The organism is Paenibacillus sp. FSL H3-0457 (assembly GCF_037981725.1).
In the GTDB taxonomy this organism is placed as follows: Bacteria; Bacillota; Bacilli; order Paenibacillales; family Paenibacillaceae; genus Paenibacillus; species Paenibacillus amylolyticus.
On record NZ_CP150283.1, the window covers coordinates 5,230,829 to 5,250,703 of the forward strand.

At 46.5% G+C, this 19,875-nt stretch carries 14 protein-coding genes and 1 riboswitch; of the genes, 4 read left to right on the top strand and 10 right to left on the bottom strand.

What is annotated here, in order from left to right:
- Positions 1-15 precede the first annotated feature (15 nt).
- Together MHH25_RS23100 and gcvH are read right to left on the bottom strand one after the other, a co-directional pair.
- Positions 16-1,470 carry a PTS mannitol transporter subunit IICB gene (locus MHH25_RS23100; RefSeq protein WP_100529086.1) on the bottom strand — a complete coding sequence of 485 codons (1,455 nt, stop codon included), beginning with the start codon at positions 1,468-1,470 and terminating at the stop codon, positions 16-18.
- Between the two features lie 419 nt (positions 1,471-1,889).
- Positions 1,890-2,282: a glycine cleavage system protein GcvH gene (gcvH, locus tag MHH25_RS23105; RefSeq protein WP_047844042.1), complete on the bottom strand. Its 393-nt coding sequence runs from the start codon at positions 2,280-2,282 to the stop codon at positions 1,890-1,892.
- A 344-nt stretch (positions 2,283-2,626) separates the two neighbouring features.
- Positions 2,627-2,749: riboswitch (glycine riboswitch) on the top strand.
- A gap of 321 nt (positions 2,750-3,070) precedes the next feature.
- Between gcvH and gcvT the strand changes: the two genes are divergently transcribed.
- The 3 genes from gcvT (at position 3,071) to gcvPB (ending at position 7,136) form a co-directional block, all read left to right on the top strand.
- The gene (gcvT, locus tag MHH25_RS23110) at positions 3,071-4,207 is read left to right on the top strand and encodes a glycine cleavage system aminomethyltransferase GcvT (protein WP_340018246.1); all 1,137 of its coding nucleotides are present in this window, start codon (positions 3,071-3,073) and stop codon (positions 4,205-4,207) included.
- Entirely contained in the window at positions 4,204-5,559 is a 1,356-nt protein-coding gene (gene gcvPA / locus MHH25_RS23115) for an aminomethyl-transferring glycine dehydrogenase subunit GcvPA (protein ID WP_340018247.1), read from the top strand. Before gcvT ends, gcvPA begins: the two co-directional genes overlap by 4 nt.
- Before the next feature lie 137 nt (positions 5,560-5,696).
- The gene (gcvPB, locus tag MHH25_RS23120; protein ID WP_339200050.1) at positions 5,697-7,136 is read left to right on the top strand and encodes an aminomethyl-transferring glycine dehydrogenase subunit GcvPB; all 1,440 of its coding nucleotides are present in this window, start codon (positions 5,697-5,699) and stop codon (positions 7,134-7,136) included.
- A gap of 783 nt (positions 7,137-7,919) precedes the next feature.
- On the opposite strand, the gene ptsP is transcribed toward gcvPB, so the two are convergent.
- The 8 genes from ptsP to MHH25_RS23160 form a co-directional block, all read right to left on the bottom strand.
- Positions 7,920-9,632, bottom strand: a complete 1,713-nt coding sequence (gene ptsP, locus MHH25_RS23125) for a phosphoenolpyruvate--protein phosphotransferase (protein ID WP_047844045.1) — start codon at positions 9,630-9,632, stop codon at positions 7,920-7,922.
- Positions 9,625-9,900 (bottom strand): HPr family phosphocarrier protein, encoded by a 276-nt coding sequence (locus MHH25_RS23130; protein ID WP_036617010.1) that lies wholly within the window; start codon positions 9,898-9,900, stop codon positions 9,625-9,627. The genes ptsP and MHH25_RS23130 overlap by 8 nt, the downstream gene beginning before the upstream one ends.
- Before the next feature lie 77 nt (positions 9,901-9,977).
- Entirely contained in the window at positions 9,978-12,029 is a 2,052-nt protein-coding gene (ptsG, locus tag MHH25_RS23135) for a glucose-specific PTS transporter subunit IIBC (protein WP_340018248.1), read from the bottom strand.
- 286 nt (positions 12,030-12,315) lie between these two features.
- Complete coding sequence (locus tag MHH25_RS23140; RefSeq protein WP_047844046.1) at positions 12,316-13,170, bottom strand: PRD domain-containing protein; 855 nt, start codon at positions 13,168-13,170, stop codon at positions 12,316-12,318.
- A 165-nt stretch (positions 13,171-13,335) separates the two neighbouring features.
- Positions 13,336-14,886: a flotillin family protein gene (locus MHH25_RS23145; RefSeq protein WP_340018249.1), complete on the bottom strand. Its 1,551-nt coding sequence runs from the start codon at positions 14,884-14,886 to the stop codon at positions 13,336-13,338.
- A gap of 63 nt (positions 14,887-14,949) precedes the next feature.
- A complete protein-coding gene (locus MHH25_RS23150; RefSeq protein WP_047844048.1) occupies positions 14,950-15,486 on the bottom strand; it encodes a membrane protease regulatory membrane protein in 537 nt (178 codons plus the stop codon).
- Positions 15,487-15,763: 277 nt separating this feature from the next.
- On the bottom strand, positions 15,764-16,927 hold the full coding sequence (locus tag MHH25_RS23155; protein ID WP_047844049.1) for an iron-containing alcohol dehydrogenase: 1,164 nt from the start codon (positions 16,925-16,927) through the stop codon (positions 15,764-15,766).
- Positions 16,928-17,020: 93 nt separating this feature from the next.
- Positions 17,021-17,608, bottom strand: a complete 588-nt coding sequence (locus MHH25_RS23160; RefSeq protein ID WP_340018250.1) for an MSMEG_1061 family FMN-dependent PPOX-type flavoprotein — start codon at positions 17,606-17,608, stop codon at positions 17,021-17,023.
- A gap of 236 nt (positions 17,609-17,844) precedes the next feature.
- Here MHH25_RS23160 and MHH25_RS23165 point away from each other — a divergent pair, with 236 nt between their 5' ends.
- Positions 17,845-19,869, top strand: coding sequence for a leucine-rich repeat protein (locus MHH25_RS23165; protein WP_340018251.1), 2,025 nt, complete (start codon positions 17,845-17,847; stop codon positions 19,867-19,869).
- Positions 19,870-19,875 lie beyond the last annotated feature (6 nt).

A 19,875-nucleotide genomic window follows, 5' to 3' on the forward strand; every position in this document is an offset into this window, starting at 1 on the left:
AACAAATGCGTGCAATTACTTTAGACGTTCAACGAGCGCATCGTATTCCGGGCTTTTTAGGAAGTTGTCGATGGATATATGTTCTGCATTCGGTGCAACGGAGCGGGCACGATCGGTCAATACTTGTTGTGTGATCACCACGTCTGCATCCGGCGGGATATCACTGATAGCCGTATTGGTCACCGTAACGTCAATCCCCTCTGCCTTCATCTTCTTGCGTAGAATGGAAGCACCCATGGCACTTGACCCCATGCCTGCATCACAGGAGAAGACAATTTTCTTCACGTCTGTTTTGACTGTAGAAGAAGCCATATCTGCGGCTCTGTCTGCTTCACGTTGATTAGCTGTAATACCAGCGTTTGGCACGGTTCCTTGACTCTTCATGTCTTTCATCCGACTGGATGCGGACTCCAGATCTTCGTCCTTTTGTTTACCCGTTTTCAGCAACACTGCTGCAACCAGGAAAGAAACGACGGCTGCTACAAGCACCCCTGCGAACATCGGCAGGTATCCACCTTTTGGTGTTAAGAAGAAATACGCGATAATACTACCCGGTGATGGTGCTGAAACAAGTCCTGCTCCGGTGAGCATGAATGTTAATGTACCTGCGACGCCACCCGCAATTGCGGCAAGAATCAGAATCGGTCTCATCAGAATGTAAGGGAAGTAGATCTCATGAATTCCCCCGAAGAAATGAATGATTACGGCACCCGGTGCAGAAGATTTGGCCATTCCGCGTCCGAAGAAACAGTAAGCAAGTAAGATACCAAGTCCCGGACCCGGGTTCGATTCAAGCATGTATAATACGGATTTCCCTAATTCTCTCGCTTGATCTGTTGCAATCGGTGTCAGAATCCCGTGGTTGATTGCATTGTTCAGGAACAATACTTTACCTGGTTCGATGATTAGGTTGACCAGCGGCAGCAAACCAAGATTCATTAACCCTTGTACCCCGGCAGATAATACTTTGCTAATCGCTTCTACAGCAGGCCCGATGCCCAGTAGCGCAAAAATCCCCAAGATCCCGCCAATAATACCAGCTGAGAAGTTGTTAACCAGCATTTCAAATCCGGCTCTAATTTTACCTTCAATGGATTTATCGAACTTTTTGATGATCCATGCGGCCAGTGGTCCGGCAATCATGGCACCGAGGAACATCGGGATATCACTACCCACGATGACCCCGATGGTCATAATGGCACCCACGACACCACCACGCTGACCATGCACCATCGTACCTCCGGTGTAACCAATTAACAGTGGCAGCAAATATTTGATCATCGGATCAACTAGCTGTGCAAGCGTCTCGTTAGGGAACCAGCCTGTTGGAATGAACAGAGCCGTAATTAATCCCCAGGCGATGAACGCTCCCATATTTGGCATGACCATACCACTCAGGAATCGGCCAAAACGCTGAACACCAACCCGTAGCCCACCTTTGGAATTGGACGATTGGTCCAAATTACTCATTGTATTATCCTCCTTGGATCAAGTGTTTATGATTTATGAAAGGGGTATCATTTCTCCCCTGCTGTAATCCTAAGCGAGAATGCTCTCCTGTTCAATGAAATGAAAGCGTACTTTCGTCATGAACAATGATGACAACATTAGGTTATGTAATCGTTTTAATGGATGCATAATGGCTGAACCCATTGATACACAAGGCTTTTCTTGCCTATGACTTTTATCATTTCCAGAATCATTTTCCAACCTATAGCTTGGTCCAATCAGATGATTTACATCCACAATCTGCTCAAATCCACCTTCAAAACCATTCTTGGAAAGCACAAAAAACCTGTACAAGCATCCGGCTCACACAGGTCAAAACAATATGAAGCTCATTTCATTTGGTTATAAAATATATGTTAATAAGTACAAGTTCGTTGATACTATTCTTCCGTATGTTTCCGATACGCGTCTGCATTCATCAATGTAGACAATGCTGCTGTCAGATCTCCCTCAACACGGATCTCAATCATCCAGCCTTCCTCGTAAGGAGAGCTGTTCACAAGTTCAGGGGAGTCCTGCAACGAATCATTCACTGCAATAATTGAACCTGTGACGGGAGAGAACAAGTCCGAAACCGTTTTGACCGATTCGATCGTTCCAATGCTGTCCTCTGCTTTTACATTGGTTTCAAGGTCAGGCAATTCCACAAACACAATGTCACCCAGCTGATGCTGCGCGAACTCGGTAATGCCAATACGTACAGTATCCTCCCCTACGGTTTGCACCCATTCGTGCTCTTCACTGTACAGGAAATCACTTTTCAATTCGCTCATCGATATCCGCCTCGCTTTTCATTAAATGAGTGCATGCGTTCTTTGACCTTAACCTTTTTCCCAGAACATAGCGTATGATATTTTTGAATCAAATGTCAAGATACCTCACAATTTATTTACTGAGCACCTCTAAATCCTGTAACCGGATTACACTCTTTTTTCATATACTGGTGAATATTAGAATAGTAAGCGCACTCTTTATAAATACACGAACAATAACATAAAAACTAAATTAAATATTCGGTTTTAAATCATTATCTATGATATCGTTCTTGACATCGGTAGTGGATTCACGTTTTAATGAGAGGAGTAAATGTGTTTATTGGACTATGTTATACCTGCGGATGAATGTAAAGGGAGAGATTACCCGTGACACCCGATTCGGGATGTACATGAGGTAACGCCGAAGGAGTAAACCACCGATAAGCGGGGGTGAATCTCTCAGGCAAAAGGACTTTTACGGGACGCAACTCTGGAGAGCATCTATTCGCCCTGTGCGGGCGTTATGATCACCCAAGGGGAAACCTGCTGCACAACGTAGCGGGGTAACTCTCAGGTACAAGGGACAGAGCCTTAGAATACAGCGTGCTACTTGGCATGCCGATTCTTTGGCCTGTCCTTTTCCTTTTTCCCAAAAAACGAAAAACAGGATGTAGAACGGCGCTGCCATAGCTGCCCTTACCATACTTATGTGATGAAAATATTTAGCTGAAAATTTAAAAACACCCTGGTTCATTGATCCACGATTGTATATCCGGCCGGCTGACGGCCCATGACGAGGTGATTTGATGTCCGATTTGCTTAGAACACCACTCTTCCCACTGTATCAGCAATACGAAGGCGTACGGTGCATTGATTTTGGAGGCTGGGAGCTTCCGGTACAATTTAGCGGAATCCAGAAAGAACATGAAGCGGTACGCGAGCGCGCGGGACTGTTTGATGTATCCCATATGGGCGAATTCACGGTACAAGGTGAGCAGGCTGAAGCGTTTTTGCAACAAATGATGACCAATGATGTGACCACGCTGGTTCCCGGTCAAGCCCAGTACACCCTGATGTGTTATCCAGATGGCGGTGTGGTGGATGATCTGCTCGTGTATAAGCTGGAAGATCAGCATTATATGCTTGTGGTTAACGCCTCCAACATCGACAAGGATTGGGCGTGGCTGCAAGAGCACTTGATCCCTGGCGTGAGCATGACCAACGATTCGGAGCAGACGGCGCTACTCGCCTTGCAAGGTCCACTGGCTGTAGATATTATCGGGAAAGTTACAGATACGGATGTAAGCTCGATTGAACCGTTTCGTTTTGTGCAGGATGCTGAAGTATGTGGAGTAAAATTACTGTTGTCCCGTACCGGTTATACCGGTGAAGATGGCTTTGAGCTATATGTTCCTGCAGATCAGGCCGCTGTGGTGTGGAATGGATTAATGCAAGCCGGTGAAGGTCACGGACTTGTACCGACAGGCCTCGGTGCTCGGGATACACTGCGCTTTGAAGCAAAGCTCCCTCTGTATGGACAGGAATTGTCGGCAACCATCTCTCCGCTCGAAGCTGGCGTAGGTATGTTTGTGAAGCTGAATGCCGGACCTTTTATCGGACACGAAGCCTTGTTACAGCAAAAAACTGACGGGCCCGCCCGCAAACTGGTCGGCATCGAAGTGTTGGAGCGCGGTATTCCCCGCCCCCACTATCCAATTTACGCCGAAGGCGTACAGATTGGTGAAGTGACAACAGGCACACAATCACCTACATTGAAGCGTAATCTTGGGCTTGCCCTCATCGACAGCAAATACGCTGCGCTGGGAACCCCGCTTGAGATTGAGATCCGCGGCAAGAAACTAAAAGCCGAGGTCGTGAAGACCCCTTTTCATAAACGGACACGTACGTCGAAGACACCTACTCAAGGAGCTGATCAAGCATGAGCAAGCATCGTTACATTCCCATGACTGAACAAGATCAGAGCGCCATGCTCGCAACCATCGGTGTGGATACGCTGGAGGATTTGTTTCAGGACATTCCAAAAGAGATTCGTTATCAGGGCGAGCTACCTGTATCCTCCAAACTCGATGAATATGCGCTGACACGTCATATGTCCAAACAAGCCGGCGCCAACGCCAATTTCGAAACACACGCCAGCTTCCTCGGCGCAGGCATATACGATCATCATGTTCCTTCCGTCATCAATCATGTCATTTCCCGTTCCGAGTTCTACACTGCCTACACACCTTATCAGCCTGAGATCAGCCAAGGTGAACTACAGGCCATTTTCGAATTTCAATCCTACATCTGTGAATTAACCGGTATGGCTGTAGCCAATGCCAGTATGTATGACGGTGCAACAGCTTTTGCGGAAGCCGGTAATCTGGCCGCAGCGGCAACTCGTCGCAAACAGCTCATCGTATCCCGTACCGTTCATCCGGAAGCCCGTCAGGTATTGCAGGCATATGCGCACGGACTCCGTCTGGAGATTGTTGAGATTGGTTATAAGGATGGCGTCACTGATTGGGATGCCCTGCAAACCGCCATATCGGACGATACCGCTGCTGTCATGATCCAGAGCCCGAACTTCTTCGGTGCCGTGGAAAATGTAAAGCAGGCTGCCGACCTGGTGCATGCGCACAAGGGCCTGCTCGTTGTAAGTGCCAACCCGCTATCGCTGGGTCTGCTGGAAGCCCCAGGCAAGCTGGGTGCCGACATCGTTGTAGGTGATGCGCAGCCCCTCGGCATCGCCGCTTCACTCGGCGGTCCAACATGCGGATATTTCGCCGTATCCAAGCCTCATATGCGCCGAATTCCTGGCCGAATTGTAGGCCAGACAACCGATCGCAACGGCAAGCGTGGTTTTGTACTCACACTGCAGGCGCGTGAACAGCACATCCGTCGCGAAAAGGCGACGTCCAACATTTGTTCCAACCAAGCTTTGCTTGCGCTCAGCGCATCTGTATATATGTCCATCATGGGTAAACAGGGCATGATCGATGTCGCGGATCTGAATTTGCAAAAGAGTCATTACACCCTGAATACATTAACTGCAATTCCTGGAGTTTGTCTTACTTTTAATGCACCAACATTTAATGAATTCGTGATTAAACTTCCTGAAGGAACAGACGTGGATGCTCTTCAGTTGAAACTGCTGGATGCAGGCTTTATTGGTGGCTACGAACTTGGACGTGATTATCCTGAGCTTGCCGGACATATGCTGATTGCTGTTACGGAACGACGTAGTAAGGATGAAATTGACGAATTCGCACAAGCATTGGAGGGATCGCTGTGACTCAGGAAACGACGACGACAACGACAACATCGATACACGGACAATCGGAAACAGGTACCTCTGTCTCCACTTCGGTTCAACCTGAGACGGATACAACATTTAGTGCACAGACCTTATCTCCTGCTCCAGAACAATCATTGATTTTTGAACTCAGCAGCCCCGGACGTGTCGCTTATTCCTTGCCAGAATGTGACGTTCCTCGCCAGTCTGCCGATACGTTGATTCCCCGGGAAATGCTCCGTTCGGAAGCAGCGGCACTACCGGAAGTGTTCGAGGTAGATGTTATTCGACATTATACTGCGCTCTCCCGTCGCAACTTCGGTGTAGATAACGGATTTTATCCACTGGGCTCTTGTACGATGAAATACAATCCAAAGATCAATGAGGATGTTGCTCGTTACAATGGATTCGCCAAAATCCATCCGTACCAGCATGAATCCAGCATTCAAGGTGCACTTGAACTGTTATATACGTTGCAAAACGACCTTGCAGGTCTGACAGGTATGGACGCTGTGACCCTGCAACCAGCCGCTGGTGCTCATGGAGAATGGACTGGACTTATGATGATTCGTGCCTACCACGAAGGTCGTGGCGAACAACGTACCAAAGTCATCGTGCCCGATTCCTCTCATGGTACCAACCCGGCAAGTGCAACCGTTGCAGGATTTGAGACTGTGACAATTCCGTCCCGTGCAGACGGACTGGTCGATCTGGACGCACTCCGTGCAGCCGTTGGTTCCGATACAGCAGCATTGATGCTGACAAACCCGAATACACTTGGTTTGTTCGAGAAAGACATTCAGGAGATTGCATCCATCGTACATCAGGCTGGTGGCTTGTTGTACTACGATGGAGCCAACTCCAATGCCATTATGGGCATTACCCGTCCGGGTGATATGGGCTTTGACGTGGTGCATCTGAACTTGCACAAAACGATGAGTACGCCTCATGGCGGTGGTGGACCTGGCGCTGGACCAGTCGGCGTGAAGAGTCGTTTAGTTCCGTTCCTGCCTAAGCCGATGGTGATCAAAAATGATGACGGTATGTATGCATTCGATCGTGAAGGCGATCAATCCATTGGCCGAGTGAAAGCCTACTACGGTAACTTCGGTATATTGGTACGCGCCTATGCCTATATTCGCACCTATGGACCGGAAGGATTGCGCCGTGTATCTGAATGTGCGGTACTCAATGCTAACTATATGATGGCCCGTCTCGCACCTTACTACGAGATTCCGTATCCAGGCGTATGTAAACATGAATTTGTCATGTCTGGTCGGGGTTTGAAGCAATACGGTGTGCGCACACTTGATGTTGCCAAACGATTGCTTGATTTTGGATATCACCCGCCTACGGTGTACTTCCCGCTCAACGTGGAGGAATGCATCATGATCGAGCCGACAGAAACCGAAAGTAAAGAAACGCTGGATGGGTTCATTGATACGATGATACGGATTGCCAAAGAAGCGGAAGAGACACCTGAACTGGTCCTCAACGCACCTTATGGCACTCCGGTTACTCGACTCGATGAGACCACTGCTGCCCGCAAACCTGTACTTAACTGCGCTTGCAGTTAAGTAAATCATTGTTAACACAAAAAGCTCTTGCTGATGTTCCAATCAACAAGAGCTTTTTGTGTTGCCTTCCCCTTTAAAGATGCCACTCTTACAGCTCGCCATCATCCTGTTAGAGTATTTCTCAATTGCAGGCAAGTTATGCTCCGATGTATACCAGCGTCCAGGTCTGAGGTCTGGAAGCCCAGACTTTCGGATGCCTGTGATGGATAGTACCAAGCCAGAAGATGTACTAACGAATCCAGGAAGTCTTATTTGGCCTCCAAGTTCACTTTTTCAATTCTTAGGAACATCAGACACGTTATTTCTCTAAACCCCCTCACAAAAATGCTAAAAATGGCTGTTTATTCCGACATAGCGTGCCTCAGGTTCTTTAGATTTCTGTGAGTGCTTCAAATCCCGGAATAAGATGTCTCAGATTCCTTAACACTGAGCACCTACGCCTAATGCTCAAAGTTTAACGCCCTGTACTTATCTCTTAGCTTTCCTCTCTTGTTTCTCTGCACTTTCGCTTATGAAGTATGCATTCTCGTGCTGAGAACGCTATCTGGCAATTCAGAATACAGCACGCTCGTCTGCTTTAGCCACGTTCAGGCGCCCTTCAGTTCTCGAACCGAGGTTTGAAGAAAGTTTGATTACACACTAGAGTCCGAATAACATTATCCTGTTCATAACAAAAAAAGCCGATATCCACCATGAATCGCGGATACCGGCAAAATCGCTACATCAATGCAGCTCATTATCGGAAAAAGAAAAACCTCAAATCCGGAGGAAACCCCGGCAAAATTACGCTTGAATGCTTTGAACCAATTCAACAACTTGTTCAGCCGTTTGCATATCCAGAGCTTTAGCAGCCAGTTCCTGCATATCCGCACGGGACAGCTTGGTGATCTGACTACGAGCTGGCAGAATGGAGGTTGCGCTCATGCTGAACTCATCCAATCCAAGACCAAGCAGCAATGGAATTGCTGTTTCGTCTCCTGCCATCTCACCACACATACCAACCCATTTGCCTTCACGATGCGCTGCATCGATAACCATTTTAACCAAACGCAAAATGGCCGGGTTGTAAGGTTGATACAGATACGCCACTCGTTCGTTCATACGGTCAGCAGCCATCGTGTATTGAATAAGATCGTTCGTTCCGATACTGAAGAAATCCACTTCTTTGGCAAATTGATCCGCCAGAACTGCAGTCGAAGGAATTTCGACCATGATTCCGAGTTGAATGCTGTCAGAAACAGCAATACCTTCAGCAACCAGCTTCTCTTTCTCTTCGAGCAAGACAGCTTTTGCTTCACGGAATTCACCGAGTGTTGCGATCATTGGGAACATGACACGCAGGTTTCCATGTACGCTTGCACGCAGCAATGCACGCAATTGTGTACGGAAGATATCCAAACGGTCCAAACACAGACGAACTGCGCGGAAGCCGAGGAATGGATTCATTTCTTTTGGCAGATCCAGGTATGGAAGCTCTTTGTCTCCACCGATGTCGAGTGTACGAACAACGACAGGTTTACCTTCCATTTTTTCCAGTACCGCTTTGTAAGCATTATACTGAATGTCTTCGGAAGGAAGCTTGTCTCTGCCCATGTACAAGAACTCGGTACGGTACAGGCCTACAGCCTCGCCGCCGTTTTCCAGAACACCCGTTACGTCATTTGGTGTACCAATGTTAGCTGCAAGTTCAACATGAACGTTGTCCACCGTTACCGTTGGCTCATCACGAAGTTTTCTCCACTCTGCACGTTGTGCATCATACTGTTCCTGTTTGGCACGGTATTCAGCAATAACTTCATCAGTAGGGTTAACTAGTACGTGACCATCCAGACCGTCAACAATAATCATATCGCCTTGTTTCGCTTGAGCCAAGATGTCCTTGGTTCCAACAACAGCCGGAATTTCAAGAGAGCGAGCCATAATTGCCGAGTGAGAAGTACGTCCACCAATGTTGGTTGCAAAACCTTTAACAAATTGGCGATTCAATTGAGCAGTGTCGGAAGGTGTTAGATCCTCCGCAAGCACGATCACTTCTTCATTGATCTCAGCCGGACTCATGAAGTCAATACCAAGCAAGTGATTTAGCACACGTTTGGTAACGTCACGCATATCTGCTGCACGTTCCTGCAGGTATGCACTCTTCATGTTCTCAAACATGGAGATAAATTGCGATGCCGTTTCGTTCAAAGCAAATTCTGCATTGATCATGTCATCTGCAATTCTAGCTTTAACCGGATCAATCAATTCCGGGTCATTCAGAATGAGCAAATGCGAAGCAAAAATCTCAGCTTTTTTCTCGCCAAGCTCTTGTAAAGTACGCTCTTTGATCGCCTCAAGCTCAGCCTGGGATTTACCCAGAGCTGAGTCGAGTTTCGCGATCTCTGCGTCAACGTCGTTGATTTGGCGTTTTTCTACAGAGTAGTCAGGATGCTCCAAGATAAACGCCTTGGCGATAGCAATACCCGCCGAAGCCGCGATCCCGGAGACATTAAGCATTAATTTCGCCCAACCCTTCGTTAACCATAACGTCAGTCAAAGCTTGAAGAGCTTCAGCTTCGCCTTCGCCTTCAACGATGATGCTGATAGTGTCGCCTTGTTCCAATCCGAGGGAAAGAACACCCAGGATGGATTTCAAAGTTACTTTTTTACCGTTAGCTTCTGCAAAGGATTCTGCACCTTTGAATTTGTTTGCTGTATTAACCAGGGCTGTCGCCGGACGTGCGTGGATACCATCTTCGTCTGTAATTCTGAATGTTTGTTGCATTACAATCATCTCACTTTCAGTAGTTTGGTTTAGGCATTGCATATATTTACACTTGCTTGCCATCATCGTAACACTTCTTATTTTATCTCAATGATTGGCTGTTCGCCAACTTTCAGCACTCCACTCTTCTTCAGAGTTACCGTGGAGCCCTCTGGCAGGTTGGTGAAAATAACTGGAGAAATGATCGAAGGAGCGTTTGCTTTGACATACTCCAGATCCACTTCCATAATCGGCTGACCTGCCGATACCAGATCACCTTCCTGTACCAGTACGTTAAAGCCTTGACCTTTCAGCTTCACCGTATTAACGCCTATATGAACAAGCACTTCCTTGCCACCATCGGACATGATGCCCACGGCATGTTTGCTTGGAAATACATTAAACACTTTACCATACACAGGAGAAGTTATCGTACCATCATGTGGCAAAATTGCGAACCCATCACCTGTCATTTTCTCAGCAAAGACCGGATCAGGTACGTTTGTAATGTCCAGCAATTCACCATTGACTGGCATGACGATATCCTCAGCAACAATGCGCTCGCCCTGCTCACCTTGTGCCTTCTCCTCTTCAGCAGTTGGTTTGGCAGCTGCTGGCGTTGGTGCTGGAGTTCGTCCTGCAATAATATCCTGCATCTGAGATTTGATCGTGTCGGAACGTGTTCCGAAGATGGCTTGAACATTATTACCCACTTCAAGTACACCAGATGCACCCAATTGTTTCAAACGATCTTTTTTCACATTGGATTTCTCATTAACTTCGATCCGCAAACGAGTAATACAAGCGTCCAGATGTTTGATATTTTCCTTGCCACCGAAAGCTTCGAGAATGTTATGTGGCAGGTCATCCGTTGAACCAGAGCCTCCGCCAGATTCGGTTTCAGGCGTTGCATCTTCACGTCCTGGTGTTTTGAGATTGAATTTGCGAATGATAAACCGGAAACCGAAGTAATAGATCACCGCAAGAATCAATCCGACAATAATAACATCCCACCAAGGTGTACGGTTCGGAATAATCCCGAAGATCAGGAAGTCAATGAACCCACCGGAGAAGGTCATACCGATCTTTACACCCAGAATTTGCATGGTCATGAAAGACAAACCTGCAAAGATACAGTGTACTGCAAACAGGATTGGTGCTACAAACAGGAACGAGAATTCAAGTGGTTCTGTGATACCTGTCAGGAACGAGGTCAGCGCAGCTGAACCCATGATACCTGCAACATACTTTTTATGTTCCGGTCTTGCTTCATGGTACATCGCAAGTGCCGCTGCTGGCAAACCGAACATCATGAACGGGAATTTACCAACTTGGAATGTTCCCGCTGTGAGGTTCACACCATCACGCAATTGATTGAAGAAGATTTGCTGGTCACCACGGATGACATCTCCAGCTTTGTTCACATACTCACCAAACTCAAACCAGAATGGGGAGTAGAAAATGTGATGCAAACCGAACGGAATCAATGACCGTTCCACAACTCCGAAGATGAATGCCGACAAGGTCGGACTTGTATCTACCATGAAGTGAGATACAGCATTCAGTCCATTTTGAATCGGAGGCCAGATAATCACAAGAAGCAACCCGATTACAAGGGATACTACCGATGTGATAATCGGAACGAAACGTTTACCTGCAAAGAAACCGAGGTAAGACGGCAGTTCGATTTTGAAAAATCGATTGTAACACAGCGCGGCGGCAATACCTATGATAATACCTCCGAACACGCCTGTACTTAATGTTGGGATACCCAAGATGCTGGCATAACCCGGTACTTCACCGATCATGGCCGGAGTAACACCTACCGCAGATCCTAATGTAACATTCATGACCAGGTAACCGATGATCGCTGCAAGACCTGCAACGCCTTCGCCACCGGCCAATCCGACGGCTACACCGACGGCGAACAGCAATGCCAGATTATCAAATACGATCTGACCTGCGTTCATCATAATTGTTGCGATCGAGTTCACCCAAGGGGTGTCGAGCGCCGTTACATATTGCAAGAAATCTGGATTAACCAGCATGTTACCAATTCCGAGCAGCAAACCTGCCGCAGGTAGAATGGCTACAGGCAGCATGAGAGCTTTACCTACTCTTTGCAATACACCAAAAAGCTTTTTGAACATCGCGTCGTTTCTCCCTTTCGTCTAATTTATATGTTGTGATGCAAGCAAGGGAACACAAAAAAGGCATGAATTAATAAAGTAAACTGTGCCAACCTTGGGGTATAGCATACCCTGTACAAGGAAAGAACAATCACACTTTAATTAACTCATGCCTGATCGAGTCAGTAACACGTCGCTTATGTTTATTCAGTTGCTTGATTACGGAAACCATTGTAGCACCAGTTTTAATCTATTGCAAGCCTTTACACCAAAAAAATAAATTCCGCATTCCATCACTGGAATGATCTCACTTATTCTCTTCTTCCTTCCGCTGATTCAGCCTTTGCAGATGAATGGTCAGATAACCTACCTCTGCAGGATAAACCGGCAGTTTCAGTCTTTTCTCCATTACTTTGGTCAGTTTCCATGCAAGCGAGTACATTTCGGGATACTCCAACTTAAGCAGGGAATCCAACTTATGAAGCTCTTCCACTTTGTCTCCACGGCGAACACGCTCAAGGGCGAACCGAAGATGAGTCAGCAAACGAGAGTAATCAAGCGATTCCGTTTCAAACGAATAATCGAGTTGATCAGACACCAGGTTCACCAAATCAGTGATCAATTGCGAATGTTCACGTACCTGGGATATATTTTGATTGGTCATTGCGCTATAGATATGGAGGGCAACAAAACCAATTTCATCCATCCCCAGATCTACACCCATTTTCTCTTTGATCAGACGAACAGCGTATTCTCCCATTCGATATTCTTCAGGATAAATCTCGCGGGTTTCATATAAAAATGGATTTTGTATGATAATGCCCTGCTCCTTGCGTTTTAACGCGAAAGAAATGTGATCGGTTAATGCAATATGGATATGTTCATTCAGAGGAACGTCCGTACGCTCTGCAATATACGTAATAACTTCGTTAATAATTTCGATCAGTGCTTCATCCACCTGTGGAAGAAGCTGTTTGTACTGCTCTTGCTCCTGCTGGTTTTTCAAAATGAACATTTTCTCCACAGCCATCAATGGAATGTGATCACTCGGTTTTCGGTTAAAGCCAATGCCTTTACCAATAACAACGACTTCCCCGTGTTCTGGATGCTGTGCAATGATTACATTATTATTTAGCGCTTTATCTACATGCAAGCTGCTCATTGTTTGCACCTCTTTTTCACACCATCTTAGGTGTGATTAAGTCACACCCTGTTACGAACGAAAAGACACCCGGAGCGGGCAAACCGCGCCGGACGTCTCGCTTAAAAAGTAACAAAAATTCGCCTTAAGGTCAATAGAGCAACCATGCAAGATTGGAAGTGCTTCTTACTCGTCAACTCCAGCTCTTTCCACAATCTTGTCGATTATAGAAGGAGTTGTAACAGCCTCGCTCTGTTGAATGGCAACTGGCGCAGGTGTTTTAGACTTCGTAAGGCCTTTAATCAGCTGCTCTACATCGATGCCGGATACACTTTTGAGCATCTCTGGAGCGGTCGCCATAAGTTCAGTAACATAGTTACTCACTCGTGCCGCACCTTCACCTTTACCTGTATCTACCACCGTCAGTTTATCAATGGATGCAATTGGCTCTGCAATTTTACCAGCCAGTTCAGGCAGCATTTTGACAATGATATCGAGTACAGCTGCTTCGCCAAACTTCTGGAACGCTTCGGCCAGTTTTTCTTTTGCTTCTGCTTCTGCAAGACCACGCAAACGAATAACTTCTGCATCTGCTGTACCTTTGGCAAGTTCCGCATCCGCCATGGCCTGACCTTCAAGTCGCTTCTGCTCAGCTGTTGCTTTGGCATGTGTTTCGATGGAATACTGTACTGCATCGGCTTCACGCATTCTTTTGGCTTTATCCGCTTCGGCAGCCTGCTCTACCGCATAACGATCCGCTTCTGCCTTTTTCTTCACTTCGGCATCGTATTGTTTCTCACGTACGACGATTTCTTTTTCCTGGAGGTCAATCTCACGTTCTTTACGAACGAGTTCAACCTTCATTTCTTCTTCCACCACGGTCTGTCTCGCACGAGCTTCATGGATATGGTACGCCTGGTCGGCTTCCGCTTTGGCTGTATCCTGATCCCGCTTAAACGTGGCTACTTTCAGTTCTTTCTCTTTGGCTGCCTCAGCGATATTGGTATCACGCAGCAACTCTGCTTTTTGACCCTGCTCTTCCGCATTGGCCTTCTGAATACGTGCATCACGCATCGCTTCCGCTTCAGCTATCTCGGCATCACGCTTCACAGCAGCAATTCTCGGTTTACCGAGAGCTTCCAAGTAGCCCTGTTTATCACGAACATCCTTGATGGTAAATGAGACAATTTGAAGGCCCATTTTCTTCAGATCTCTAGCTGCTACACCTTGAACCTCTTGCGCAAACCGATCCCGGTTCCGGTATACTTCTTCCACCGTCATTGTACCGAGGATGGCCCGCAAATGCCCCTCCAGTACCTCCTGTGCTTCGCTTCTCAGCGCTTCTACAGGTTTACCGATGAATTGCTCAGCTGCCGTAGCAACGTCTTCTACAGCGCCTCCAACCTTGATAATAGCTACACCGTCAGCAATAACCGGAACCCCTTGCTCCGTGTATACTTCAGGTGTGGAGACATCCAGCTTGTGGGACAATAAGGAGATAAACTCAGATTGCTGGAATACCGGCAGGATAAATGCACCGCCACCACGAACAATCTTAATTTTTCGGCCAGAATCATCATCGGAGATATTTTTACTACCCAAGAATGATCCCGTAACGATCATCGCTTCATCCGGTCCAACCGTTTTGTATCTCGCCCAGAAAGCCAGACCTAAAATTAGAATGACACCGACTACAACTATAGGAATCAACAAAACATCCCAATTCAAATTTTCCATTCCACATCTCTCCCCTTATTCATTCATGATGAGTGCTTAATCTACTTAGTTGATAAGAATACTTTATAAATCTTTAAGTACATTTTCATCCCATTCCGACACACGCAGTACACCATCTACAACATCCACCACAACAACACGGGCTCCCGCCGCAATGGGGAGGTGTTCAAAACTGGATGCCGTTTGAATCGTACTACCGGATGCAAAACGAATCATTACTTCGCCAAAACCTTTTTCCGGCACCGGAATGGTAATTTCCCCAATTTTCCCAGATAACTCTTTCATTGAAAATGCAATCGAGACATCGCTGTTACGCATCGGTTTGATATATGCGAAGAATACCAGCATGGCTGCAGCAATACCTATAAGTAGGGATAATATTAGACCCGACATCGCACTTAATGAACTATAACGTGTCAGCAAAATACCTGCCCCACCGAAGGTTGTAATGGAACCAGCTAACACAACGGGTTTGAAAAAATCAAGACCTGGCATTTCGAAGGCTCCGTCCAGCAAGCCATCAATCAAGTCACCCAGCACAAGGCTGACAACCGCAAATATCGCCCCTCCGATTAGACACCCCCAATAAATTGTTTCCATCCCCTGTTCCTCCTCTCTCTGCCGCAAATTCATCCTAACTGAGCATTCCACATGTAAATAAATACGTAGCAAGGGGGGAAATGTTTCAAAATCTTTCCTCAATTGTATTCTGAACCCGATAATGGGTATTATCACGACATTCTGTTCGCCTTGCTTCAAGTTCCTCCATTATTCACGTGTACAGCCGAATACACGAAAAAACCGCAAGCCCCCATGAAGGAGACTTGCGGTTATTGGACAACAGAATGTGTCCTTTCACTTTGCAGTGATTATAGAATTACAGAGAAGCCTTGTAGATGGATACAACATCTTCCCGTTGCAGTTTCTTGAAATTACCGAATGGGCCAAACAGCATCGCTTTGTCAGCCATTACGTCGATCTGGCTGTCATCGATATCGTAATCTGCCAAACGGTTAGGTGCACCAATGGATGTCCAGAATTTGCTGAGCGCATCGATACCTTCTTCAGCAATCTGTCTGTCCGACTTGCCTTCAGGGTTCACTTCGAATACATTAATTGCCAGACGTTTGAATCGATCCACATTCACGTCCAGGTTATGTTTCATCCAGTGTGGGAACAAGATTGCAAGTCCACCGCCGTGTGGGATATCATACACTGCGGAAACCGCATGTTCAATATTATGTGTTGCCCAATCTCCTGCGAGACCCATATTCAGTACGCCATTCAGTGCCATTGTTCCGCAATACAGAATTGTTTCGCGCAGTTCATAGTTCTCCAGGTCTTCAACCAGACGTGGCGCTGCTTCCATGACAGTACGCAGAATCGTCTCACAGAAGCCGAGTTGAACCGGTGTATTGGCATCCAGATGGAAGTAATGCTCCAATACGTGGGACATCATATCCACCATGCCGTATACCGTTTGGTCCAGCGGAACAGTGTATGTATTCACCGGATCCAGGATAGAGAATGCAGGGAATGAGTATGCGCTACCCCAGCCCAATTTTTCTTGTGTATCCTGATTCGTAATAACCGAACCGGAGTTCATCTCCGAACCAGTTGCCGCCATGGTCAATACGGTACCGAGTGGAAGAGCGTCCTGTGCAACGGCTTTGCGCTGAGCAAAATCCCACATATCGCCATCATATTTGGCACCTACAGCGATAGCTTTGGAACAGTCCAGTACACTGCCGCCACCTACAGCGAGAATCAGGTCGATGTTATTTGTTTTACAGAGGTCTACCCCTTTATGCACCGTAGAAAGACGTGGGTTAGGTTCCACACCTGCCAGTTCAGTCACTTCTGCTCCAGCTTCCTTAAGCAAACCGATCACTTGATCGTACAGACCACTGCGTTTGATACTGCCGCCACCATATACAAGCAGAACCCGTTTACCGTATTTCGGCACTTCTGTCTTTAATGCTTCCAGTTGTCCTTTGCCGAAAATCAGCCGGGTTGGATTATAGAATTGGAAAGATCTCATATCTATTGTCGCCTCCAATGGAGTTTAGAATTTTTAGTGCAACTCCAATTATAGTACCCTGTTTATAGAAAAACAAATCGATAGTCACTCACTTTATAACAACCCGTTAATCTCCAAATGGGCTCGAAACATCTCGCTCGTTGAAGGCAAATTGTCAGCATCTACCCATGTTTCTGAGGCCCATAATCCAGCCTGTTTGAATGCCCGCGGACAATGGATAAAACACTCTTCCACATCTACAATGACAGCCGCACCTATGGTTTTACCACTCCAGCCCATACTGGCGATGAATTCCTCATCCTTGGTAATGGATGCTGTGCCATTAATACGCAGCACTTCATTCATACCCGGAATCAAAAAGAGCATGCCAATACCAGGGTTCGACAACATGTTCAACAATGAGTCTATCCGCCGATTGCCTGGGCGTTCGGGATAAACGAGCCGATATGTATCATAGACTTTCACAAATCCCGCTCCATCACCCCGAGGTGACACATCACTTTTTCCATCACGATCGGAGGTGGAGAGGAAAAATAATGGTGACATGGATATAAAGTTCTGAACATGTGAATCCACAAATGAAATTGCCTTGTTACGCACATGTTCATGTGGTTCACCCACCATGCCTTGCAGTTCCTCAGCATCTGTTATCAACGGAATATTCAATGCCTGCTTTTCCAATTATTCGTCCCCGTTTCTTCATTGAGTTATGTTTTCAATGGCTTTCCACCATTATACATGCGGGAAGTGACATCTTCCATTTCTGAGAACGAATATGAGTGCCGTCATCCAAATACCGCGCCCCCATGTCCCCTCGGGTCACCTATTGGAGATTCAGTATTGTTAATCTCATCTAACAGTTGTACTGTAACCAAAAGAACTTCAAAATTCTTAAAAAATATAAGGAGGTTATTGGATTGAAAAAAGCAAGCATCTTCCTCTTTGCTCTGCTAATGTTCCTCGTACCCTGGGGACAGATGGTTATGTATGCTGAGCCGAATAAAGAAAAAGATTTCATAACGAGCGCTAATGCTCATGGAATCACAATAAACGACTATGTGGGCACTTCGAAAGATGTCATTATTCCCGAAACCATTGGCGGTCAACCAGTTACTTCTATTGGTGAAAAAGCATTTTACAGCGATCATTTGACTTCTGTAGTTATTCCGCATACCGTCTCCACGATTGGAGAAAGGGCATTTGAAATCAATCAACTAACTTCTATCGTCATTCCAGAGACTGTCACGACTATTGGAGACTTGGCATTTGGATACAACCGACTGACCTCTGTCGTCATTCCGGATAGTGTATCCACAATTGGGAACTCCACTTTCACTAACAACCAACTGGCCTCTGTCGTTATTCCCGAGACTGTTATGTCGATCGGAAATAGTGCATTTACAAACAATAAACTAACTACTGTCGTTATCCCAGAGAACGTCTCAACTATTGGATACTGGGCATTTGCATCTAACCAGCTTACTTCCATTGTTATTCCAAATCGTGTCTCTTCAATTGGACATGCTACATTTATGGACAATCAACTGACTTCTGTCGTCATTCCGGATAGTGTCTCCTCTATCGGGGCGATGGCATTTGCGGACAATCGGTTGGCGACTGTCTTCATTCCAGCTAGTGTCTTGTCAATTGGTTTCTCAGCGTTTGATGGAAACTCATCCCTTATTATTACGGGTTTTGATCCTTCAGAGGCTCAAGATTTCGCTTACTGGGATGACATTCCCTTTCAAAAACTGAATGTGATCGTCTCCTTTGACTCCATTGGAGGGAACCCGGTTGCAGTCACTCAAGCCACTTATGGGCAAACCATTGTACCTCCCACTCAGCCTACCAAGGACGAGTTTTTGTTTGAAGGCTGGTACATGGATTCGGTATACTCCCTTCCCTGGGATTTTGCCAGAGATACCGTGACTGAGGACATCACGCTGTACGCCAAGTGGACGAGTTCAGTGACAACTGCGTCCAAATATACGAATAAGGAAGATCCCATTTCCGCTTTGACCGTCTCTTTTGACTCTCAAGGCGGAAGCCCCGTTTCCTCTACTATTACTAGGAATAATCAAGCAATAGCGCCTCCCACTCAGCCCAGCAAGAGCGGGTTTTCATTTGATGGATGGTACATAGATTCGGCATTATCTCTTCCCTGGAATTTTGACCGAGATACCGTAAGTCGGGACATAACGCTATATGCCAAATGGGTAAAGACTGATAGCTCTGAAAACCATGGTGGCAGTCCTTCTTTCTGGACCAGTAGCTCTATTACTGACGCATCATCCCAGGAACCTGATACAGGAACGGAACTTAAAACCGAACCTAAACTTAAAGTTGAACCTGAACCTAAAGTGCCAACAACACCTTTGACCCCAGTTGTGTTCAGTGATATTTCAACCCACTGGGCACGCTTGATGATTGAAAATATTGCTGCACGTGGTCTGATAAAGGGATATCCCGATGCCACATTCAGGCCTAACCAGCCAATCTTGCGTAAACACATGGCTCTTATAATCAATGGAGCGTTTGAGCTACCGATAATCCGAAAGGCTGCTCCCTTTGAAGATGTAGAGCCCACACATCCCTACTTTGATGCTATATCTCGACTACAGGAGGTCGGCCTTATTGATGGATTCCATATTTCAAACGGCTTGAATGATTTCTTCCATCCGGATGCGGTACTTACACGGGCCGAGGCAGCAAAAATTCTGGTACTCGCGCTGGACCTGCCGCTGATTCAAACGAGTTCTTTTGAGGATGTGCCCTCCTCCCACTGGGCTCATGACTACATAGCCACACTGGCCGAGACTCGAATGGTTGTGGGATATCACGGACAGTTCAGGCCGGATGACTCCCTAACCCGAGCCGAGCTGGCTGCCCTGATCTATCGTTCTATTCCAACAGAACAAACGACTGGCTCACAACTCCGTTAAAAATCA